Annotated in this window: 21 protein-coding genes, 1 other RNA gene and 1 pseudogene; 15 read left to right on the top strand and 8 right to left on the bottom strand. The window is 37.8% G+C overall.

Features of this window, described 5'->3' with window-relative positions:
* Positions 1–12 precede the first annotated feature (12 nt).
* On the top strand, positions 13–903 hold the full coding sequence (locus tag V7D82_RS07715; protein ID WP_333600398.1) for a Ppx/GppA phosphatase family protein: 891 nt from the start codon (positions 13–15) through the stop codon (positions 901–903).
* Between the two features lie 185 nt (positions 904–1,088).
* Here V7D82_RS07715 and V7D82_RS07710 read toward each other — a convergent pair whose 3' ends face one another.
* On the bottom strand, positions 1,089–1,499 hold the full coding sequence (locus V7D82_RS07710; RefSeq protein WP_333600397.1) for a DNA polymerase III subunit gamma/tau: 411 nt from the start codon (positions 1,497–1,499) through the stop codon (positions 1,089–1,091).
* Between V7D82_RS07710 and V7D82_RS07705 the strand changes: the two genes are divergently transcribed.
* Positions 1,483–1,716 (top strand): hypothetical protein, encoded by a 234-nt coding sequence (locus V7D82_RS07705; RefSeq protein WP_333600396.1) that lies wholly within the window; start codon positions 1,483–1,485, stop codon positions 1,714–1,716. The genes V7D82_RS07710 and V7D82_RS07705 overlap by 17 nt on opposite strands.
* Before the next feature lie 28 nt (positions 1,717–1,744).
* Here V7D82_RS07705 and dnaX read toward each other — a convergent pair whose 3' ends face one another.
* The gene (dnaX, locus tag V7D82_RS07700) at positions 1,745–2,827 is read right to left on the bottom strand and encodes a DNA polymerase III subunit gamma/tau (protein WP_333600395.1); all 1,083 of its coding nucleotides are present in this window, start codon (positions 2,825–2,827) and stop codon (positions 1,745–1,747) included.
* 125 nt (positions 2,828–2,952) lie between these two features.
* On the opposite strand from dnaX, the gene rnpB reads away from it, so the two are divergent.
* Positions 2,953–3,261, top strand: an RNA gene (rnpB, locus tag V7D82_RS07695) — RNase P RNA component class A.
* On the opposite strand, the pseudogene V7D82_RS07690 reads toward rnpB, so the two are convergent.
* Positions 3,255–3,941: pseudogene (locus tag V7D82_RS07690) on the bottom strand (response regulator transcription factor); the annotation flags it as partial. The gene rnpB and the pseudogene V7D82_RS07690 overlap by 7 nt on opposite strands.
* 3 nt (positions 3,942–3,944) lie before the next feature.
* Entirely contained in the window at positions 3,945–5,303 is a 1,359-nt protein-coding gene (locus V7D82_RS07685) for a sensor histidine kinase (RefSeq protein WP_333600394.1), read from the bottom strand.
* 124 nt (positions 5,304–5,427) lie between these two features.
* Between V7D82_RS07685 and V7D82_RS07680 the strand changes: the two genes are divergently transcribed.
* Together V7D82_RS07680 and V7D82_RS07675 are read left to right on the top strand one after the other, a co-directional pair.
* Complete coding sequence (locus V7D82_RS07680) at positions 5,428–7,518, top strand: outer membrane beta-barrel family protein (RefSeq protein ID WP_333600393.1); 2,091 nt, start codon at positions 5,428–5,430, stop codon at positions 7,516–7,518.
* Between the two features lie 90 nt (positions 7,519–7,608).
* Positions 7,609–8,277: an FAD-binding oxidoreductase gene (locus V7D82_RS07675; protein ID WP_333600392.1), complete on the top strand. Its 669-nt coding sequence runs from the start codon at positions 7,609–7,611 to the stop codon at positions 8,275–8,277.
* 2 nt (positions 8,278–8,279) lie between these two features.
* On the opposite strand, the gene rsmD is transcribed toward V7D82_RS07675, so the two are convergent.
* Both rsmD and V7D82_RS07665 read right to left on the bottom strand, forming a co-directional pair.
* Entirely contained in the window at positions 8,280–8,864 is a 585-nt protein-coding gene (rsmD, locus tag V7D82_RS07670; protein ID WP_333600391.1) for a 16S rRNA (guanine(966)-N(2))-methyltransferase RsmD, read from the bottom strand.
* Positions 8,861–9,673, bottom strand: a complete 813-nt coding sequence (locus V7D82_RS07665; RefSeq protein ID WP_333600390.1) for a DUF3822 family protein — start codon at positions 9,671–9,673, stop codon at positions 8,861–8,863. The genes rsmD and V7D82_RS07665 overlap by 4 nt, the downstream gene beginning before the upstream one ends.
* Positions 9,674–9,795: 122 nt before the next feature.
* On the opposite strand from V7D82_RS07665, the gene V7D82_RS07660 reads away from it, so the two are divergent.
* From V7D82_RS07660 to kdsB, 5 genes are all read left to right on the top strand, one after another.
* Complete coding sequence (locus tag V7D82_RS07660; protein WP_333600403.1) at positions 9,796–11,223, top strand: ATP-dependent DNA helicase; 1,428 nt, start codon at positions 9,796–9,798, stop codon at positions 11,221–11,223.
* A 13-nt stretch (positions 11,224–11,236) separates the two neighbouring features.
* The gene (locus V7D82_RS07655) at positions 11,237–11,935 is read left to right on the top strand and encodes a hypothetical protein (protein ID WP_333600389.1); all 699 of its coding nucleotides are present in this window, start codon (positions 11,237–11,239) and stop codon (positions 11,933–11,935) included.
* A gap of 142 nt (positions 11,936–12,077) precedes the next feature.
* Positions 12,078–13,397, top strand: a complete 1,320-nt coding sequence (locus V7D82_RS07650) for an alpha-amylase family glycosyl hydrolase (RefSeq protein ID WP_333600388.1) — start codon at positions 12,078–12,080, stop codon at positions 13,395–13,397.
* A gap of 10 nt (positions 13,398–13,407) precedes the next feature.
* Positions 13,408–13,830 (top strand): EamA family transporter, encoded by a 423-nt coding sequence (locus tag V7D82_RS07645; RefSeq protein WP_333600387.1) that lies wholly within the window; start codon positions 13,408–13,410, stop codon positions 13,828–13,830.
* Positions 13,831–13,884: 54 nt separating this feature from the next.
* Positions 13,885–14,613, top strand: a complete 729-nt coding sequence (gene kdsB, locus V7D82_RS07640) for a 3-deoxy-manno-octulosonate cytidylyltransferase (RefSeq protein ID WP_333600386.1) — start codon at positions 13,885–13,887, stop codon at positions 14,611–14,613.
* A 9-nt stretch (positions 14,614–14,622) separates the two neighbouring features.
* On the opposite strand, the gene V7D82_RS07635 is transcribed toward kdsB, so the two are convergent.
* Both V7D82_RS07635 and V7D82_RS07630 read right to left on the bottom strand, forming a co-directional pair.
* The gene (locus V7D82_RS07635; protein WP_333600385.1) at positions 14,623–15,342 is read right to left on the bottom strand and encodes a potassium channel family protein; all 720 of its coding nucleotides are present in this window, start codon (positions 15,340–15,342) and stop codon (positions 14,623–14,625) included.
* Entirely contained in the window at positions 15,339–16,004 is a 666-nt protein-coding gene (locus tag V7D82_RS07630; protein WP_333600384.1) for a spermidine synthase, read from the bottom strand. Before V7D82_RS07630 ends, V7D82_RS07635 begins: the two co-directional genes overlap by 4 nt.
* A gap of 58 nt (positions 16,005–16,062) precedes the next feature.
* Between V7D82_RS07630 and V7D82_RS07625 the strand changes: the two genes are divergently transcribed.
* The 5 genes from V7D82_RS07625 (at position 16,063) to V7D82_RS07605 (ending at position 21,567) form a co-directional block, all read left to right on the top strand.
* Positions 16,063–16,614 carry a 1-acyl-sn-glycerol-3-phosphate acyltransferase gene (locus V7D82_RS07625; RefSeq protein ID WP_333600383.1) on the top strand — a complete coding sequence of 184 codons (552 nt, stop codon included), beginning with the start codon at positions 16,063–16,065 and terminating at the stop codon, positions 16,612–16,614.
* A gap of 10 nt (positions 16,615–16,624) precedes the next feature.
* A complete protein-coding gene (locus tag V7D82_RS07620; protein WP_333600382.1) occupies positions 16,625–17,767 on the top strand; it encodes a M14 family metallopeptidase in 1,143 nt (380 codons plus the stop codon).
* Between the two features lie 83 nt (positions 17,768–17,850).
* Complete coding sequence (locus V7D82_RS07615; protein WP_121313528.1) at positions 17,851–18,333, top strand: Lrp/AsnC family transcriptional regulator; 483 nt, start codon at positions 17,851–17,853, stop codon at positions 18,331–18,333.
* An 80-nt stretch (positions 18,334–18,413) separates the two neighbouring features.
* Positions 18,414–20,999: a phosphoenolpyruvate carboxylase gene (locus V7D82_RS07610; protein ID WP_333600381.1), complete on the top strand. Its 2,586-nt coding sequence runs from the start codon at positions 18,414–18,416 to the stop codon at positions 20,997–20,999.
* A gap of 49 nt (positions 21,000–21,048) precedes the next feature.
* Complete coding sequence (locus tag V7D82_RS07605; RefSeq protein WP_333600380.1) at positions 21,049–21,567, top strand: DinB family protein; 519 nt, start codon at positions 21,049–21,051, stop codon at positions 21,565–21,567.
* Positions 21,568–21,607: the final 40 nt, after the last annotated feature.

Here is a 21,607-nt window from a genome sequence, read left to right as displayed (position 1 = left end):
TACAGACAAAGAATGATTTCAATTAAAAAATATGCAGCGATCGATATTGGTTCCAATGCCATGCGATTGCTCATTGCCAACGTGGTAGAACAAGAAGACAAGGAAACGCAATTCAATAAGAGTGCCTTGATACGCGTGCCGATTCGTCTCGGACAGGATGCGTTTACCGTTGGTGAAATCTCTGAAGAAAATATCGACCGCATGATTGATGCCATGAAAGCCTTCAAACTTTTAATGAAAGTATATAAAGTCGAAAAGTATAAAGCCTGTGCCACTTCGGCCATGCGAGAAGCCTATAATGGAAAAGAAGTTGCGGATATAATTTTGGAAAAATCGGAGATTGATATCGAAATTATTGACGGTAAAAAAGAAGCGGCCATCATTGCTTCTTCCGATTTGCATAGCTTCCTGAAAACCGATCAAACCTACTTATATGTCGATGTAGGTGGTGGTAGTACGGAGTTCTCTCTATTCTCGGAAGGCAAAATGATAGCTTCCAAATCATTCAAAAACGGAACGGTTCGTATGCTGAACAATATGGTAAGCGATATTGTTTGGCAGGAAATCGAAAAATGGATTAAAACCAATACCGAAGAATACGACTATGTTACACTCATAGGTTCAGGCGGAAACATTAACCGCTTGTTCAAAATGTCGGGCAAATTGCAGGACAAACCACTGTCTTTCCTGTATTTGAATTCGCAATACCAATACTTAAACTCGTTAACATACGAACAACGTATCGCCGAATTGGCAATGAATACCGACCGAGCCGACGTAATTATTCCGGCGACCAAAATTTATTTAAATGCTATGAAATGGAGTGGCGCCCGTCATCTATACGTTCCAAAAATCGGACTTTCCGATGGTATAGTAAAAGCAATGTATTACGGAAAAATTTAACTTATGAAAATCTTTAGAATAGTTTTTTTTATAATTTCTTTAGCCTTAATTGTCTATCATTTCTGCAATATTGACTATGAGGATTTGAGGTTTAAAACCAATATGACTCACTACCTGGGCATCTTTGCTATGACTTTAGTAGCCCTAAGTTTTCTGTTAGGAATTATAAAAGATAGAAATAGTCACTAAACATCTAAATCAAACATCTTTTTCAAAAGCTCCAAATTCGGATTGATTTCTACCAATCGGTTGTATTTATCCTGATTGGTAAAGGCTTTTTTGGAAACTAAAGTCTCATTGACTTTTACCTGAATTTGGATATCGTGATTGTGCAGTTTCCCTCGAAGATAGCCCAATAGTTCCGGTCTTTCTTTTTCAAAATCTATTTTGGAACTTTCATTCGGCAGCTCGTGAATTATGGTTGTCCCATCTAGTGTAGGGTCATTAATCGTTAACAACGAAGCGATGATGCGATAGCCTTTGTCTTCCATGCGCTGGGCATACTTGAGCCATTGCTCCAGCATTTCGGTTTCGGTAAACGGTTCACTCGGATTGTGAATGTCTTCTTTAACGGTAGCTTTGAACGATTCCGCCATTTCTTTTTTAGCTCGAATACTGGCTAAGGATAAAGCAGAAACTTTGGGTTGGTTAGCCGTTATGGATTGTTCCGGGATAGTTACTTTTGGTTCTTCAGCTTTTACGGTAACTACTGCTTCGGTTTGCTGTGAAGGAATTTCTGCGGTGGTAACTTCTTCAACTTTCTCAACAGGTTGTACTTCGTTCTTCGCACTTCGGACTTCTTGTATAGAATAACTATTGTTTCGGAAATACGTGGGTGGGATTATGAAGTCAGCTTTTTTTTTTCTCCATCAAAGGTGATGGAGGCAATTTGCATTAGAGCAAGTTCGACTAAAAGGCGCTGGTTTTGCGAAGACTTAAATTTCAAATCACAATCATTCGCAATGTCTATTCCTTTTAATAAAAAGTCTTGTGTTACTTTTTGAGCCTGTTGTCCGTAGAGTTGTTGGGCAGCTTCGCCCATTTCCAATAAAGAAAGCGTCGCCGGATTTTTGGCCACTAATAAATCTCTAAAATGCGAGGCCAAACCAGCAATGAAATGATGGCCGTCAAATCCTTTGGATAATATATCGTTATAAGCCAATAACACTTCCGGGATTTTGTTTTCCAAAATCAAATCGGTCATGTTGATATACGTTTCGTAATCCAGAACATTTAAGTTCTCGGTCACGGCCAGACGAGTTAAGTTATTACCGCAATAGGAAACCACACGGTCAAATATTGATAAGGCATCACGCATCGCACCATCGGCTTTTTGGGCAATGATATGCAGCGCGTCATCTTCAAAAACTACGCCTTGACTGTTGGCAACATCAGCCAAATGCTCTTTGGCATCTTTTACTGTGATGCGTTTGAAATCAAAAATTTGACAACGCGATAAGATGGTCGGAATGATTTTGTGCTTTTCGGTCGTGGCCAAAATAAAAATCGCATGCTTTGGTGGTTCTTCCAGCGTTTTCAAAAAAGCATTGAAAGCTGCCGAAGACAACATGTGCACCTCGTCAATGATATACACTTTGTACTGTCCGGTTTGTGGCGGTATTCTAACCTGATCAATCAGATTCCGAATATCATCCACCGAGTTGTTAGAAGCGGCATCCAATTCGAATACATTGAAGGCAAAATCCTCAAACGGATCGTCATATCCTGGCTGGTTAATTTTTCTGGCCAAAATACGAGCACAAGTGGTTTTACCAACGCCTCTCGGACCGGTAAATAATAGCGCAGATGCTAAGTGATTGTTTTCTATGGCATTAAGCAAAGTGTTGGTAATAGCTTGTTGCCCAACAACGTCTTTAAACGTTTGCGGACGATACTTTCGGGCTGATACTACAAATTGTTCCATAGGTTTTTACTGGATTACAAATATAGAATTTTTGTTGGTTTGGCGATTTGGTAATTTGGTAATTTGAGGAAAACTTTTCCACAATTTATTAATAGGTTTTACCAATTCTAATTTCTTACCTTTGCGCCGCAGACCGCCTTATCGTCCCGATTTATCGGGGAGGAAAGTCCGGACACCACAGAGTAGCATAGCGGATAACATCCGTCCGTCGTGAGGCGAGGACAAGTGCAACAGAAAGTATGTACAGGTAAGGCTGTAGTGAAACCAGGTAAACTCTATGCGGTGAAATTCCAAGTATATCGGCATTTAAGGATTACTCGTCCGTTGTCGAAGGGTAGGAAGCTCGAGCCAATGAGCAATTGTTGGCCTAGATAAATGATAAGGGTTCACCACATCGGTGAATACAGAATCCGGCTTATAGGTCTGCTTTTTTTATTTTAAACTCCAATCCAATATTTCGGACGCTTTCAATGGAAATGTTTGCGTCATCCTTAAAATATTTCCTGAGCCTGCTGATGAAAACGTCCATGCTTCTTCCGGAAAAATAATCATCTGTTTTCCAAATGGCCTGCAATATTTGATCGCGCTTTAGTAATTGATTTTTGTTATGGTATAAGAAGGTAATTAAGGCGGCTTCTTTTTCGGTGAGCTGTTGGATTTTGGTTCCCAATTTTAATTCCAGTCTATAGGTATGAAAAAGATAATTGCCGATTTGGATTTCGTTTGCGGTAGGCTGAATACCATAAGACTTGGAAGTTCTTTTTAAGATATTGGTAATTCTCAAAACCAATTCGTCGGCTTCAAAAGGTTTTATGATATAATCGTCAGCTCCCAGTTTCAATCCTTTTATTTTGTCTTCATTTTGGTTTCTGGCGGTTAAGAATAAAAAAGGAATTTCAGGGCGAAGGCTAACACATTGTTCCGCCAAAGTGAATCCGTCCATTTTTGGCATCATCACATCAAAAATGCAAATATCAAAAAATTCTTTTTGAAAAATTCCCCAAGCTTCAACACCATCTTTTGCCCAATACACTTCAAAGTTGTGAATCTCCAAATAGTGTTTCAGTACGTGGGCAAAATCAATATCATCTTCGGCTAATAGTATTTTTTTCATAACTTAAACAGCAGGAATACTAATGGTAAATGAGGCACCTTTGCCTAATTCGCTGACCACTTTTACAGAACCTTGATGCGCTTTGATGATTTGATCCACATAATACAATCCGAGTCCGAGTCCTTTGGTATTGTGAAGATTTCCTTGTTCTACCCGGTAGAATTTTTCAAAAAGCAACGGCTGTTTGGTTTTGGCAATGCCGATACCATCATCCTGAATGCTGATTTGAAACTGATCGTTTTCTAGAGAAGTATGTAGTGTAATATTTTGGCAGCCATATTTTACAGCATTTTCCAAAACGTTAGTAATGGCGGTGGTCAAATGAAATTTATCCAACGAAAGTGTCGTTTCAGCAGTTTTGAAGTCCTGTAGGATTTGAATGTTTGGATACGCCAAATGGAAATCATCAAGGATGGTTTGCAATAAGACATTGGGTTTTAAAGTTTCTTTTTGCAAGGCAATTTCTTCAAAGCCAAGCGAATTGCTCATCACTTGGTCAATGATATTTTGCAAGCGGGTATTTTGACGGTTTACAGTATCAAGGACTGAGTTAAAAATCGCCTGGTTTTCCTTTACGTCTTGTCGGGCTAACATTTTGGTGGAAACACTTAAAGTAGTAAGCGGCGTTTTCAATTCGTGCGTGATATTGTTGATGAAATCGGTTTTAACATCGCTCACTTTTTTCTGTTGGATTAAAGCTTTGATGGCAATAACAAAAAGCGTCACCAGTACCAGCATGGAAAAAATGGAAATGATTAGTATCGTTGCCATACGTCCCCAAATGATTTGTTCCCAATTTTTTACCGATACATACAGGCAATCTTCGGTGAGTAATTTATAGTTGCCATTTTTAAAACCGCTGGTAGTTCCCACGTAGTTTCTAATCAAAAAGGCATTGTCTAAGGAAGCTAAATTTCCGTAAATACTGTTTCGGATAAGTGGTTTTTCGGAAAAGATGGTATCCGTTTTGGTCGCGTTGTCAAACACTATGAATTTATTGGCAATCACGGCAAAACTGACTTGTTCCTTTGGGAAAGCGCGATTTAATTTTTGGCGTAAGCGTTGCGTTAAAATATCGCGGTATTGATTGGCTAATAAATCTTCCTTTAGTTGGTTTCGGTAGTTTTTGTCGGTGATGAATTTTTGAACCAAACCTTTGTAAAGAAGGTCTTTTTTTATAAAAACACTCGAATCCAGTTCGGTGTAATTATTGGTTATGTTGGCAATTTTGTCCTTTACTTCGCTGCGAAACTGCTCTACTTTATAGTCGTAAGTAGTTTTGACCAAATAGATTTGAATAGCACAAAGCAACAATAATATTACTGTAGAAAATCCGATTAAGAAATTGATTTTACGCTTCATAAATGCTAAATGACTTTTCAAAAATACTGGAATTCTGCCAAATAAAAAGGTTTAACGCTGCATTAACCTCCAATTAACTTTCGCTGCTGAAAAAATGAAACATTTTTGTGGCAAATAAAGAACCATGAAAACACCACTTGTCATTTTAGCCGCAGCCTTATTAACCACACTAGCTACTGTTGCTCAGGAACAGGAAAAACCCAAAGAATTGGAAGAAGTCGTAGTAGAGAAAGAAACCCGAACCTTTACCACCAAGAACGGAAACCTCAAAGTAGACGTTGCTAATTCTATATACAAATCAGTTCCAACGGCGTTAGATTTGTTGGCGAAGTTGCCTAAAATACAGCTTAGTCCCGATAAAGAAAGCATCACCCTTGTTGGAAAAGGAAGTCCGTTATTGTATATCGATAATCAAAAAGTAGATATAAATGAGCTGAATACTTTGGCGGTGGATGACATCAAAACGATAGAAATTATCAATAATCCGTCTTCGAAATATGAAGCCAATGGCAGAGCTGTAATCCTCATCACGCGTAAATTCAGTAAAAAAGAAGGGTATAAAGTAATCCTTTCCGAAAATGCACAATTCAAAAAATACTTCAATAACTACTCGGGAATCAATACCAATTTCAAAACCGGAAAGCTCGAGTTTAAAGCCAATTTCAACTACAACCAACTCAAAGTTTGGGAAAGCAACGGCAATGATTTCACGATGCCCGATTATAATATTCATTCCAGTTATTTGGTTACGGCGGTTACGCACAGGCCTCAGTTTTACTATGGTGGCGGTGTTTTTTATAAGATTAAGGACGACGATTATTTCTCTTTAAATTTCAGTGGGAAAAGTCAAAACGATACGTTCAATATCTTGACTCACACGCTCAATCAGCAGCAAAATGTTATCGATGATATCAATACGATTAATCTTAATGCCGAACATCAGGGTTTTTCGAATGCTTTTCTGAATTACAATCATAAGATTAAAAGCCTGGATGTTGTTTGGTTTTCTGGGTTTCAGTATTCGAATTTTAATCAGCAGATGGCGAGTGTTATTTCCAATAATTATAACGATACCGGATTTGCATTGGCACAAAACAGAAATCAAAAGTTTGACATCAATGTTTTCTCTGGTAGAACTGATTTGGAGAAGAAATTTAAAAATGAGATGAAGTTAGAATTCGGCGGACTCTATCTTCAGGCGGATGCCGATACTGATTTTGAGATTGAGAATGTAAATCCACCAAGTACGGTCAAATCGGTTTATCATTATAAAGAACAGAACATTGCGGCGTATTCCCAGTTTTCGGGCAGCTTCAAAAAAGTAAATTATACTGTAGGACTAAGAGCTGAAAATACTATAGCAAAAGGGAAATATGCCACAGAAAGTGCTTTGTCAATCGATAAAAATTATATCAATATTTTTCCAAAAGCCGAAATCGAAGTTCCCATTGACAGCACTAATACGATCAGTGTGAATTATGCCAAAAGCATCACCAGACCTAATTTTTCTTCTACCAGTCAGGCTTCGGTTTATATCAATCCTTATTTTGTTTGGTCTGATAATATCAATTTGAATCCAACCTTAACGGATGAAATTTCATTAACCTATCAGTATAACGACAAGTCACTCCGAATGGTTTACTACAAAACAACCAATCCGGTGTATTATGGCGCGTCTTATGACAACTCTCAAAATTTACTCACTTTCACCACCACCAATTTTGAAAGCGAGACTGATTATGCTATAGAAGTTATGCTTTCTTTTAAATACAAATGCTGGACAACCACCAATGTGCTGAACCTAGGACAAACCAAGATTGAAGATAAATCGGCCGTGGTAAATACTTCAAAACCATCTTTATACTGTTATTCCAATCACATTTTTGCGTTGCCCAAAAAGATAGAAGTATCCATAACCGCCTGGGGTTACACGCCGCAGCAATTGGGCGTTTTCAACAGAGGCGGCCTTGTTACTATGGATGCGGCTGTTTCAAAAACGTTTTTCAAACAACTGGATTGTAGTTTGAGTTGGAATGATATTTTCAGTAAGATGAATTTCAAGGATAACTTTACGATTAATAATGTGGCGGCCAAAGGCAGGTATTACAGCGATTCACATTTAGTTGCCTTGTCAATCAAATATTCATTTGGCAAAATCAAAAAATCGGAATTCAAAGAAAAGAACATTGACGAAAATTCAGGAAGAATACGATAAGGAACTGCTTTATATTGCGATTCTTTTGCTTATCTTCATAACTTTGTTGGAACAGCAGCTTTTTATTGTCAAATTAATTAATCCGAAGTTATGAGCGAACACATTGTCAAAGTTCTTGAAGCCAAATTTATCACGCACGATGTCAAACGATTTGTTGTAGAAAAACCCGAAGGTTATGATTTTATTCCCGGACAAGCCACCGATGTTTCTATAAATATTCCGGAATGGAAAGACCAATTACGTCCTTTTACTTTTACCAGCTTGCGCGAATCCAAATATCTTGAATTCATGATTAAGTTATACAGCGACCATGAAGGAGTAACTAAAATGTTGAGCCGGGTCAATGCCGGTGATGAGCTGATACTGCACGATGTTTTTGGAGCGATACAATATGAAAAACCCGGTATTTTTTTAGCGGCAGGTTCCGGAATCACGCCTTTTATTTCCATCCTTCGCGAATTGTATCGCCGCAATCAGATTAATGGCAACCGATTGATTTACTGCAACAAAACATCTGAAGACATTATCCTGGGTGATGAGTTGTATAAGATGTTGAAGAAAAATTTTGTCAATGTGCTGACTCGGGAAAACACTGTTGGCTTTATTGGCAAGCGCATTGATCGCAATTTCCTGATTGAAAACATAGTCGATTTCAGTCAGCATTTTTATGTGTGTGGTCCCGATAGTTTTGTTAGTGATATCAATAGACAACTGATTGATTTAGGAGCCGATACCGATACGTTGGTTTTTGAAAAATAAGCCTAGCTTTCGTCTTCGTCTTCCAAATCCTCTGATTCTTCTTCATCGCCTTCAAATTCGAAGAACGTAAAGACAGAGCCACCATAGTTTTTTTGGAACGAATAATTCGCCATGTGATTCAACTTGGTGTATTTGGAATGTTCAACAACCAGCATGCCTTCTTCATCCAATAATTCATTTTCAAAAATGAGTTCGATGATTGTTTCGAATTCCTTCTGAGTCATGCCGTAAGGAGGATCGGCAAAAATAATGTCATAATTGCCTTTGTGTTTTTCTAAAAATTTGAACACGTCGCTTTTAATGGCGGTAATATCAAACTCAAATTCCTTAGCGGTTTTCTTGATGAAATTCACACAACCCATATCGCCGTCAATGCACAAAATAGGGGAAGAACCTCTTGACGCAAATTCATAACTAATACTGCCGGTGCCGGCAAAAAGTTCCAAAATTTTCAGTTCCGAAAAATTAAAATGGTTGTTCAGCACATTGAATACCGCTTCTTTACTCATATCGGTCGTGGGACGAACCGGAAGGTTTTTGGGTGGTGTTATGCGTCGGCCTTTGTATTTGCCCGAGATGATTCTCATGAGTGTAGGAGGATAAAGTGTTCGCGGTTTTCGGTTTCTGAGAAAGTATTCGTCATAAAACTCACATCAAATAAAGAAACGTTGCGAACGTATTTATAAGCGATGTTGTAAAGCGCATCGCCTTCCTTTATTTTGCCGAGTAATTCCAACTTAAAGTTTTCCGGATTCAACTGCAATTGCTCAGCAGCGAATAAGATATAGTACAGAAAATCTTCCGGCGTTTTATAATCAAACGAATTGTATAGCTGTAGTTTTTGGTTTTGAATGACTACAATTTCAAAATGAGAATCGCTAACATGCACGAACATTTTACGCTCCTCCTTGTTTTTGGATACATCCAACAATTTGTTGACCAAAACCGTATTGGAATGCTTGTAATCAAAAGTACCAAAGCGATCAATGAAATAGTTGTTCATATTGACATACGGAATGTACACATTGTTCATTTCATAATTCGCCAATTCGTCAAACGCAAAGAAATCGGTTTCAAAAACCTTGGTGTTGAATTGCAAATAGCTTCCCAGATAGTCTTCGTCAAACAAAGCGGCTGGCACAAACGTCGATAAGTTATTGCTATGAATAATCACGATATCGTCATAACCGGCTTTAAGCTCCGGATGATTTTGAAAGGCCTCGGCAAACAAGTCTTCGATTTTGGTTGTCACGTGTACTTTGCCCAGATCAATTTTTTGCAAGACTAAAGGTTTGTTCAGCAACGTATCAAAGGTAGCAAAGGACAAACCATTCAGAGAAACCTGAATCGCCAGTTTTTGGTACATTTTATCAATAACGCTGGTGTTTTGCCACATAGTTAAAAGGGTTGTATACGAACTTGGCAAACTTACAATTTTATTGATGAGTTTGAAAGTTTATTTAATTTCAAAATTTTAAACTCCTATATTTGACGTTCCAATTTGACTTCCCATTATTTATGACTTCCAGCCAGTTTTACAGTGTTTTGCGCAATCAGTTTCCGTTTCAGCCGACTGTAAAACAGGATATTTTTTTCCAACAGATTGCCGTTTTTCTGACCAATACCAATAAAGAAGAGCTTTTTGTTTTAAAAGGCTACGCCGGAACGGGAAAGACCACCGTGATTTCTACAATAGTCAATAATCTAATTTCGATTAATAAGAAATACGTTTTATTGGCACCCACCGGAAGAGCTGCCAAAGTCATTGCTAATTACTCGAATAAACCGGCTTTTACGATTCACAAGAAAATTTATTTTCCAAAGAAAGGAAAGGGTGGAGGCGTTTCGTTTGTGATGCAGCCGAACAAACACAAAAACACCATTTTTATAGTAGATGAATCGTCGATGATTTCGGATGTGAATACCGAATCGAAGTTGTACGAAAACGGTTCGCTACTGGATGATTTGATGTCCTACGTATATAATGGTGACAATTGCAAATTGATTCTTTTGGGCGATACCGCTCAGTTACCGCCGGTGCAGTTGGATGTGAGTCCGGCACTGAATACTGATTCATTGGCTATGCATTACAACAAAGAAGTGTTTTCGATTGAATTGGACGAAGTGATGCGTCAGGAAGAAAAGTCAGGGATTTTGTTTAATGCTACTGAATTGCGGGAGTTGTTGAAAAGCTCGTTTGCCGATACGTTTCAATTTAACTTAAAAGGATTCAAAGACATCGTTCGCTTGACGGATGGTTTTGATATACAGGATGCGATTCAAAGTGCTTACAGCAATTATAGTATAGAAGACACGTGCTTTATCGTGCGTTCCAATAAAAGAGCGAATCAGTACAACCAACAAATCCGCACCAAAATTTTAGACAAAGAGAGCGACTTGTCAGTAGGTGATTATCTGATGGTAGTAAAGAACAATTATTTTTGGTTAAAAGAAACCGATGAAGCCGGATTCATTGCCAATGGCGATATTGTTGAAGTATTGGAGATATTCAATTTCAAGGAATTGTACAGCTTCAAGTTTGCCAAAGTCAAAATAAGAATGGTCGATTATCCGGATCAGAAACCGTTTGAAACCATGTTGCTTTTGAACACGATTACCAGCGAATCACCTTCATTGACGTATGATGAAAGCAACACTTTGTATCAGGAAGTGATGAAAGATTATGAAGACGAAAAAGCTTCCTATCGCAAGTTTTTAAAAGTAAAAGAAAATCCGTATTTCAATGCTTTACAGGTGAAATTCTCCTATGCCATAACGTGTCACAAATCACAAGGTGGGCAGTGGAACACCGTGTTTATTGAACAACCGTATCTTCCTAACGGCATCGACACCGATTATGTGCGTTGGCTATACACCGCCGTAACGCGTGCCAAAGACAAACTCTATTTGATTGGATTTAAGAATGAGAGTTTTGAGGATAATTAAAATTAGAATAAAGATGAGATTTTTATCTATACTGTTGCTAGTATCGACTTTAGCTTCCTTTGCGCAAGAAAAAAAAGGAATATTGGATTGGGATTATAAACCACCGGTTTACTCGCCATTCAATCCACAAGCAGCCGAAAATACTTATGCTATCAAAGCCAAAGCGCTTCCTTTTTTTCTAGGAAACGGATTTGGAATATACAATTCGTTAGGTTTTGAAGCAGGCTTTTGTAAAAACAACTCAGTAGCTATTGATGGGTTTTACAATTATTCGCAAGATACCGAAGACGAAGTGACCGACCGACAGGGCATTAAGCACGAAACGGGTAATCGTTCTTATATGTTTGAGAAAGCAGTTCAATTGAGTTACCGGCATTACTATAGTTTTCAAAAGTGGCGAGAGCATTACCGACTTACCTTTTATAATGGCGTATTCTTCAGAACAGAACATGGTAGAAATAAAAAAGATGAAAACTATAATAACGAATATATAACACGTACCGCCAATACCAAAGCTTTTGGTTTAGTAACCGGAATGGTACAACGTTTCCAGGATAGCTCCCATTTTGGGATGGATTATAATTTCAGTTTAGGAAAAAAGTTTGAATCGGTTGATAAATACAAATTAGTCAATACGAATTATATCACTACAAATACCAAAAGCAATTCGTTTTATTTCAATATTGGAATTAGTGTCAATTATTGGTTTTAAGGATGAGCATTTTGGGGAGGAGAGGTGCTCTGTTGTAAATTTTCTATTCCATAAATGCAGTAACCCTTTTTAAATCAATACCTTTATGTCTCAAAGTCAACGCCCCAGAAAAATGAAAACGCATTTCCTAAATTTAGTTGTTGTGATAAGTTTACTAACTCTTTTCGCAAGTTGTAGTAGTAGCGATTCGGTTACTGACCCAACACCATTACCAACCGCTTTTCAAGTGCCGGCTACCGAAGACATTGTGATGTATGAAATCAATCCGTCGCCTTTTAGTGCTTCTCATGACATTCAGGGAATCATCAATCGCCTGGATAATATCAAAGCCTTAGGCATCAACACCATTTGGATTATGCCCATTTTTCCGGTAGGCGAAGTGAATTCGTTTGGCTCTTTGTATTGTGTAAAAGATTATACTTCGGTACGAACCAGTTTAGGAACCTTACAGGATTTTAAGGATTTGGTTACTGCTGCTCACGGAAAAGGCATCGCCGTGATTTTGGATTGGGTGGCTAATCACACTTCATGGGACAATGCCTGGATAACAGCACATCCTGATTGGTATACGCAAGACGGAAGCGGCAATATTATAAGTCCGGCCGGAACGGGTTGGAATGATGTAGCCGATTTGAATTTTGACAATGCTGCCATGCGTTTGGCTATGATTGATGCCATGAAATATTGGGTAGAACAAGCCGATATTGATGGTTTTCGTTGCGATGCGGCCAATTATGTTCCGGCCGATTTTTGGCAACAAGCCCTAACAGCTTTAAATGCTATTCCGAATAAACACTTAATTCTATTGGCAGAAGGCGATCAACCGGAACAATTAACAGCCGGTTTTCAAATGAATTTTGCTTGGAACTATATGACTACTATAAAGAATGTTTTTAATTTCAATCAGCAAAATGTAAACACCATTTTTGCTACTAATGCCAGCGAGTATGCTGTAGTACCTAGCGGTAAAAAGAAATTGCGGTTCACAACCAATCACGACGAATCCAATCAGGCAACACCAATAACGGTTTATGGTAGCGCTAATGGGGCTTTAGCCGCGTCGGTAATCACGATTTATATGCAAGGAGTTCCGCTGATTTATTGCGGACAGGAAGTAGGCGTGGCAGTACCATCCAATTATAGCGGCACTTCCACCATCAATTGGAATGCCAATGCCGGAATGCTGTCGGCTTATCAAAAGTTGCTGGGTTTTTACAATGCCTCAACCGTTGCCCGAACCGGAGATTTAACTAATTTCAGTAATGCTGATGTGGTAGTTTTTCAAAAAAGCAATACCACTGCTAAAGTTTTGGTGGTTGTCAATTCTCGTTCCGCTTCACAATCTTTTGCGGTTCCGGCTGAATTGCAAGGAACCTGGACCAATGCATTGACGAACGCATCGGTTACCCTTTCTGCTACTCTTTCGCTAAATGGTTACCAATATTTGATTTTGAAACAATAAATTCAAACGAATGAAAAATTGGGTTGTCTATTCTTTAATCTCGATGTTTTTTGCCGGATTAACATCGGTCATAGCTAAAATGGGACTCAAAAATGTGAGTTCCGATACCGGTTTGGCCGTAAGAACTATAGTTGTTTTTCTGATTGTTTGGCTCAATGTTTTTGTCTTCCAATCCGTCAAAGATTTTAGGAATCTCACGAAGATGGATATTGTTTTCCTGGCGATTTCTGGTGTTACCACTTCGCTTTCTTGGATATTTTACTATAAAGCCATTAAAATAGGCAATGTTTCGCAAGTGACCTTGATTGATAAAGCGAGTATCATTATTACCTTACTATTATCGTTTGTGATTTTAAATGAGCAATTCACATGGAAAATAGCTCTTGGTAGTGGATTCATTATCGCCGGACTTTTAATTCTAACTTTCAAATAAAAATTTCAATCCAACTCAGTATCTTAGCATCTCAGAAACTCAGTCAATCCAACTATGAAAATCATTGCCGTTATTCCCGCCCGTTACGCTTCCACACGTTTTCCTGCCAAATTGATGCAGAATTTAGGAGGTAAAACAGTTATCCACCGAACGTATGAAGCTGCAGTTAATACCGCTTTGTTTGATGATGTTTTTGTGGTAACCGATTCTATTTTGATTTATGATGAAATTCTGAATAACGGTGGAAAAGCTATCATGAGTGTTAAGGAACATGAAAGCGGTAGCGACCGTATTGCTGAAGCTGTCGAAAATTTGGAGGTGGATATCGTTGTTAATGTGCAGGGCGATGAGCCTTTTATCAATAAAGAACCTTTGGCAAAAGTAATCGATGTATTCCGAAATGATTTTGAAAATAAAGTTGACTTAGCTTCCTTAATGGTTGAAATTACTGATGAAGAAGATATCAAAAATCCGAATAATGTAAAAGTGGTCACCGATCAAAATGGTTTTGCGTTGTACTTTTCGCGTTCGGTCATTCCATATCCGCGTGATGCGGACGCCGGAGTTCGCTATATGAAACACATTGGTATTTATGCTTTTCGCAAAGAAGCTTTGTTGGCTTTCTATCATTTACCAATGAAATCGTTAGAGGCTTCTGAAAAACTGGAACAACTTCGTTATCTGGAATTTGGCAAACGCATCAAAATGGTCGAAACTACGCATGTTGGCATTGGCATTGATACTCCGGAAGATTTAGAGAAAGCGAGGCAACTTTTGCAATAATTGCTAAAGCTAAAACTCCTCGCTTTCGTGATCAAAGTAGCCTTTGTTTTTGATTTTATTCGAAAAGAAATTCAAGAACAATACCACAAAAGACAGGAAGAATAAGGCTTGAATACTCACAAGTACTTTTGCATACGTTGTAATTGGAACATAATCACCAAAACCAATAGAAGAGGAAGTGACCATACTGAAATAGATGGGATCATACCAACCCGTAAACGGATGATTCATATTGTTACCGCAGGAATACAACACCCCAAAGGAGAATACAATTTCGATATAATTAAAGAACAATAACAACATCGAGCGCTTGTAGGAACGTGGCCTCGACAGCATGTCGGAAGCAAAAATAAGCGTGGGAATGTACAAGACGGTTTCGAATAAAACATAAATCATCAGTGTTACCAAAACAGCATTGCCTTGCCAGTGATTCATCAGTATCAATAACGGAAAAGCTACTTTGAGCAACACATAAATATCCATAGTCAAATCCTGATATTCAAAGCCAATCTTGTGCGAGTAATGTTTAATATAAAGTCCGGGAAAAAGCAATTGCGATATCGAAAGGATTAAACGAACAATTTTCTCAATGCCGTTATCGTCCTGATGGTCATTATTCCAGATGGCGCGTATGTTCAGAATACGTTTTTGAATGGGCGTTACATTGAAGCGATTTTTGTCGCGCGAAGTGATTTTTCCCAGCAAAAGTTTCTTCAAAAAATGTCTCATCTGGCTAGTTTTTTAATGGTAAACAATTCGTTGTGCGTTTCTACTTTCGGATACATGCGTAAGGAATAATTGCCGTTGAATTTGCTTTTGTACAGCAGATTTCGCTCTTCCTGATGGGCTGTAATTACCATTGTATTGAACAAAATAAAACCATTAACATTCAGCAAATCATTAATGCGTTGAATGAAAAAATCCTCAAACAAAAAGTTGGGCATCATAGTGTCCTGAAAAATATCGATGATGATTAAATCATAGGTAAGTTTGGTTTTCAGTACAAATTCAAAGGCATCGTCGATGATTAGTTCTAAGTTGGGAATAGCATCCAGTTTAAAATAGTTTTTAGCAATCTCGATGACATTTTCGTCAATTTCTACGCCGGTTATTTTACCTTTAAATTTGATTTCATCGGTCAATGTCTTAATTACGCTACCACCGGCCACGCCGAGTACCAATACACTTTCAAAATTCCGAATGCGCTCAAAACCTATGTATTTCAATCCTTTCCTCAAAATGCGTTGCAAACTGCCATAGGAGTAATTCGTATGTCTGCTGTCTAAAACCAATTCCCCATTGTTCCAAGTTACTTCGAGTCTTTTACTTACTGAAGAGTTTTTCTTGTAAATAGTAATCGGAATAAAATAGCTAAGCAGTTTTTGAAACATTGAAAATAATTTTCTCAAAAATAAGAGATAAATACTAAATTTACGAAAAATAAAAGGATTGAAACGGTTACTGTATAAATTTATTTTCTTCCGATTGCTGGGCTGGAAAATTATCGGGACGGTTGATGAAGAAGTCAAAAAATGTGTTTTGATGGTGATGCCGCACACTTGTAATTTCGATTTTTTTATAGGTTTATTTTCCCGTGGAATTATTGGTCTGGAAATGAATTTTGTGGGCAAAAAGGAACTGTTTATGTTTCCATTTGGCTATTATTTCAGAAGTATTGGTGGCGCTCCATTAGACAGAACCGGCGGAAAAAACCTTGTAGATGCAATCGTGGACATATTCAATGCCCGACAAGTTTTCAGAATGGCCATAGCTCCCGAAGGCACTCGTAAAAAGGTTACTGAACTGCGCACAGGATTCTATTATATCGCTTTGAAAGCTAATGTTCCAATCATTCCAGTGGCTTTTGATTACAGTAAAAAAGAAGTGAGAATTGGCAAGCCGATTTCGGTTTCGGGGAATTATGAAGCGGATATGAATATCATTTTACCTCACTTTAAAGACGCCCAAGGCAAATATCCGGACAGACAATTTCATGTTTAAAACAACACTAATGAATTATTTAGCATTACACGAGAATTATAAGGAAACAAGTCTTTACGGAAGATATATCACGTTACAACATATTGAACCTTTAGTTGTAAAGTATGCAAATGAAATTGTTGGCCATTCGGTTTTAGGAAAGCCAATTTACAAAATCCAAGTAGGCACCGGAAAAACTAAAATTCTGATGTGGTCACAAATGCACGGCAATGAAAGTACCACCACCAAAGCCTTATTTGATTTCATTAATGTATTGCATTCGGGTACTGAATTGGGTAAAATGTTGCTAAGCAAATTCACTTTTTGCATGCTGCCGATGCTCAATCCGGATGGAGCAGAAGCCTACACTCGCGAAAATGCAAACAGCATTGATTTGAATCGAGATGCTCAAAATCAATCGCAGCCCGAAAGTGTTGTCTTGCGGCAAGTATTTGAAAATTTCCAACCGGATTACTGTTACAATCTTCATGATCAACGGACAATTTTTGGCGCTGGTGATTCGGGAAATCCGGCAACCGTTTCCTTTTTGGCTCCAGCCTATAACGAAAACAGAGATGTGAATGAAGTTAGAATCAAAGCGATGAACGTCATTGTGGCGATGAATGAAACATTGCAGCAATTTATTCCCAATCAAATGGGACGTTTCGACGATTCGTTCAATTTGAATTGTGTGGGGGATACATTTCAGTTTTTAAACGTGCCGACGGTTTTATTTGAAGCAGGTCATTTTCCCAATGATTATGAAAGAGAAGAAACTCGAAAATATATTTTTATCGCGTTACTTTCTGGAATGCACTATTTTAGCGAAAACGTTATAGTTAGCAACAAAATCGAAGATTATTTAAAAATTCCGCAAAATAAAGTCGTTTTTTATGACTTTGTTTATAAAAATGTTAAAATAAATTATGATGGTAACGAAAAAATTATCAATTTTGCAGCACAATTCAAAGAAGTTCTTACGGAAGATAAAGTAACATTTGAAGCTAGAATTGCTCAAATAGATTATTTAGAAAATTATTTTGGTCATCAGGTTATCGATGCGAAAGCAGCAGGCTATCATGATGATAAAGGTAATTTTCCGAATATCGAACAAAAAGCTGATTTTTCTTTAGGAAAAAATATAAAAATTGTTAATGGTTTAATAAAAAACTAATATTTAACTTTTTTTATTGAAAAAAATGTATTTTTTTTGTTCTCTGAATTCCTAACAAAGTATAGTAAACAAAAATCTTTTTTATGAGTAAGTTTCGTTTAGATGAAGTAGACCACCAAATCTTGGACATGTTGATAGACAACACCAGAATTCCATTTACAGATATTGCTAAAAAATTATTGATTTCAGCAGGTACTGTTCACGTCAGAGTGAAGAAAATGGAAGATTCCGGAATCATTATGGGTTCTTCGTTGTCTTTGGATTATGAAAAATTAGGCTATTCTTTTATCGCTTATGTGGGTGTGTTTTTAAATAATACATCACAAACTAAATTCGTTTTAGAAAGAATTAACGAAATCCCATATGTAACAGTAGCTCACGTGACTACAGGTAAATTCAATATTTTCTGTAAAATCAGAGCTAAAGATACTAAGCATGCGAAAGACGTTATTTTCATGATTGACGATATTGAAGGTGTTTACAGAACCGAAACTATGATTTCTTTGGAAGAAAGCATCAACGACAAAAAGCGTTTAATGCATACCATTTTTCAGGAATTAGACTAACCTTAGTTGAAAATATATTGAAAACCTCAAGTGAAAGCTTGAGGTTTTTTTTATACCTTAATGCCAGAATTCTTTGGCCTATGTACACCTTACCAAAAATCGAGCGTTTCAACCAAAATGTATTGTCAAAATATCACATCTATAACAGTGTGTTTATCACGTTGCCTTTTGATGCTATTGATAATACCGGCGTTTTGTTACCGCTATTTACCGAAGTTTGCGATAGCGGTTTTAAAAATAGTTGGTCGCCAAAACAAATCGTCGATTTCTTTGCCGATAAATATTTAGACAACGCTTCCGAAGACGATAAAATCGATTTACTGTTTCGGTTCATTCAGTATGTAGAGCGTCAAATTGTACTTTTTGATGCTATTGAAGATGCTGCTTTTCCGATAGTGAATAATTTGGAAGGCCGAGGTTCTTTGCGCGATATCAAAGAAAAATCAGAAGCCAAAGACAAGCGTGACGAACTGATTGCTTTTTTGGAAACTTTCAGTGTGCGAACAGTGCTTACAGCCCATCCGACGCAATTTTATCCTGGCGCTGTTTTAGGAATTATAACCGATTTGACCGAAGCAGTTCGCCAAAATGATTTGTTGCAAATAAAACAATTGCTGTCACAGTTAGGCAAAACCCCTTTTATAAAAAAAGAAAAACCAACGCCATATGACGAAGCGGTAAGCCTGATCTGGTATCTCGAAAATGTATTTTACAAAACCATAGGCGAGATGATGCAGTACCTGCAGAAGAATATATTCAATGGTGATATCATAGAAAACCCAATTATTAATTTAGGGTTTTGGCCAGGAGGAGACCGCGATGGGAATCCTTTTGTAACTCCTGAAATTACTGAAAAAGTAGCTAATCGTTTGCGAACTTCCATTCTCAAATGCTATTATTTTGATATTAGAAATCTGAAACGCAAGCTTACTTTTAATGAAGTCGACACTATCATTGCGAGCTTAGAATACAAATTGTACCGCTCTGTTTTTTATTCGCAAGGTGAACTTTTTATTTCTTTAGAGGAATTAGTAAATGAACTGAACATCGTAAAACAAATCATTATCAACGAGCACCAGTCGCTTTATTTAGACGATATCAACTTGTTGTTGCAAAAGATAAATCAGTTTGGATTTCATTTTGCTTCGTTGGATATTCGTCAAAACAGCCACATACACGATCAGGTTTTTGAAGATATTATTGTTTATCTGCAAAGAGAGAAATCGGTTTACTTTCCGGAAGATTTTGAGGCACTTTCCGAAGACGGTAAAATGGAAGTAGTGGGCAATCTTCATTTTGATTTAAAAAGTCATTATTTCGAAAACGAACTCACGCGCTCCACTTTGGAAACCATTGCCCTAATGAGAGATATTCAGGACAGTAATGGTGAAAAAGCCTGCAATCGCTACATTATCAGCAATAACGAAAGTGCTTTGAATGTGATGGAAACTTTTGCGATGTTCCGATTGTTAGCTTGGGAAAATCCAACGGTTGATATAGTGCCATTATTTGAATCGGTGGATGATTTGCAGAGGGCTGATCTAATCATGGAGCAGTTGTACCAAAATCCTACCTACCGCAACCATCTGAAAGAACGAAAAGACAAACAAACGGTAATGTTGGGCTTCTCTGACGGAACCAAAGATGGCGGTTATTTGATGGCCAATTGGAGCATTTTTAAAGCCAAAGAAACCATCACCGAAGTGTCGCGGAAATATGGTGTCAAAGTGATTTTCTTTGATGGTCGGGGAGGGCCTCCGGCTCGTGGCGGTGGTAAAACACACAAGTTTTATGCTTCGCTGGGTTCTACGATTGAGAATCAGGAAATACAAATTACAGTACAGGGACAAACCATTAGTTCCAATTTTGGCACCAATGATTCTTGTCGTTATAATTTGGAAAATCTTTTGAGCGCCGGCGTGGCCAATCAGATTTTCAACAAAGCTGAAAATAATTTATCCGAATCAGACAAAGCTATTATAGACAAACTCGCCGAGTTGGGTTATGAGAAATACACCAACTTCAAAAATCATCCGAAGTTCCTGCCTTATTTGGAGCAAATGAGTACGCTGAAATATTATGCCAAAACCAATATCGGCAGCCGGCCTTCGAAAAGAAATACCGATGGCAAACTCAACTTTGCTGATTTACGTGCTATTCCGTTTGTGAGTGCCTGGAGCCAAATGAAACAAAATGTTCCTGGATTTTTTGGAGTGGGAACGGCACTAAAATATTTTGAAGAAACCAATCGTTGGGCAGAAGTGCAGGCGCTTTATGACGATTCATTATTCTTTAGAACTTTACTGGAAAATAGCATGATGTCACTGGCCAAATGTTTTTTTCCACTGACGGCTTATATGAAAAAGGATGCTGAGTTTGGCGATTTTTGGCAAATCATCTATGACGAGTTTTTGGAAACGAAACGGTTACTGCTCAAAATTGCTGGACATCAGGAACTCATGGAAAACTATCCTGACGGCAAAGCTTCTATAGCGATGCGAGAGCATATTGTAATGCCGTTATTAGCGATTCAGCAATATGCTTCGTCACAGATTATTGCCATGAAAAAACAAGCTGTTGTGGATGAAAAACGGATAAGTGTGTATGAAAAACTGGTAACCCGTTCGTTGTTTGGAAACACAAATGCTAGTCGGAATTCTGCTTAGGGAATTAATCAAAAAAATGCAATCTTTGTATAAATAATAAATCATCATCATGAAACCATCACAATTACAATCCGACGAATTTGCGGGACATTTTGCCACTTATATCAATCAGGTATCCGACGAGTATACTTTGGTGGAAGAACTGGAAATCTCTGTACATCGCTTAATAAAATTTGTGCAAAACATTCCTATGGATAAATTTGATTACCGCTATGCCGAAGGCAAATGGACCATCAAAGATATTATTCAGCACATTATTGATGCCGAAAGAATTTTTGCCTACCGTGCTTTGCGGTTTGCCCGAAATGACAAAACGGCTTTAGCCAGCTTTGATGAAAATGAATATGTGGAGGAGGCTACTGCCAATAACAGAAGCATTCAGGACTTGCTGACCGAATTATTGATAGTAAGACAAGCTACACTAGCATTATTCAAATCTTTTTCGGAGGCGGAATTACTGCGGATTGGCACAGCTTCCAATAATCCTATGTCGGTAAGGGCTTTGGGTTTTGTTATTATTGGACATCAAAACCACCATCAAAGAGTGTTTGAAGAGCGTTACTTATAAGCAAAAAAAAAGCCCCGAAATAGTATCGGGGCTTTTTTTT

Origin of the sequence: Flavobacterium sp. (assembly GCF_036741995.1) — a bacterium.
GTDB lineage: Bacteria > Bacteroidota > Bacteroidia > Flavobacteriales > Flavobacteriaceae > Flavobacterium.
The sequence above is the reverse complement of the archived record's forward strand: the minus strand, read 5'-3'. Positions and strand labels throughout refer to the sequence as shown.

Coding starts and splice junctions, on each gene's coding strand:
- kdsB (WP_333600386.1), top strand. CDS start 13,885: ATGAAAATCATTGCCGTTATTCCCGCCCGTTACGCTTCCACACGTTTT.
- V7D82_RS07630 (WP_333600384.1), bottom strand. CDS start 16,004: ATGTTTCAAAAACTGCTTAGCTATTTTATTCCGATTACTATTTACAAG.
- V7D82_RS07605 (WP_333600380.1), top strand. CDS start 21,049: ATGAAACCATCACAATTACAATCCGACGAATTTGCGGGACATTTTGCC.
- V7D82_RS07665 (WP_333600390.1), bottom strand. CDS start 9,673: ATGTGGCAAAACACCAGCGTTATTGATAAAATGTACCAAAAACTGGCG.
- V7D82_RS07615 (WP_121313528.1), top strand. CDS start 17,851: ATGAGTAAGTTTCGTTTAGATGAAGTAGACCACCAAATCTTGGACATG.
- V7D82_RS07610 (WP_333600381.1), top strand. CDS start 18,414: ATGTACACCTTACCAAAAATCGAGCGTTTCAACCAAAATGTATTGTCA.
- V7D82_RS07660 (WP_333600403.1), top strand. CDS start 9,796: ATGACTTCCAGCCAGTTTTACAGTGTTTTGCGCAATCAGTTTCCGTTT.
- V7D82_RS07675 (WP_333600392.1), top strand. CDS start 7,609: ATGAGCGAACACATTGTCAAAGTTCTTGAAGCCAAATTTATCACGCAC.
- V7D82_RS07715 (WP_333600398.1), top strand. CDS start 13: ATGATTTCAATTAAAAAATATGCAGCGATCGATATTGGTTCCAATGCC.
- V7D82_RS07685 (WP_333600394.1), bottom strand. CDS start 5,303: ATGAAGCGTAAAATCAATTTCTTAATCGGATTTTCTACAGTAATATTA.
- V7D82_RS07620 (WP_333600382.1), top strand. CDS start 16,625: ATGAATTATTTAGCATTACACGAGAATTATAAGGAAACAAGTCTTTAC.
- V7D82_RS07680 (WP_333600393.1), top strand. CDS start 5,428: ATGAAAACACCACTTGTCATTTTAGCCGCAGCCTTATTAACCACACTA.
- dnaX (WP_333600395.1), bottom strand. CDS start 2,827: ATGGAACAATTTGTAGTATCAGCCCGAAAGTATCGTCCGCAAACGTTT.
- V7D82_RS07655 (WP_333600389.1), top strand. CDS start 11,237: ATGAGATTTTTATCTATACTGTTGCTAGTATCGACTTTAGCTTCCTTT.
- V7D82_RS07710 (WP_333600397.1), bottom strand. CDS start 1,499: ATGGCGGAATCGTTCAAAGCTACCGTTAAAGAAGACATTCACAATCCG.
- V7D82_RS07645 (WP_333600387.1), top strand. CDS start 13,408: ATGAAAAATTGGGTTGTCTATTCTTTAATCTCGATGTTTTTTGCCGGA.
- rsmD (WP_333600391.1), bottom strand. CDS start 8,864: ATGAGAATCATCTCGGGCAAATACAAAGGCCGACGCATAACACCACCC.
- V7D82_RS07635 (WP_333600385.1), bottom strand. CDS start 15,342: ATGAGACATTTTTTGAAGAAACTTTTGCTGGGAAAAATCACTTCGCGC.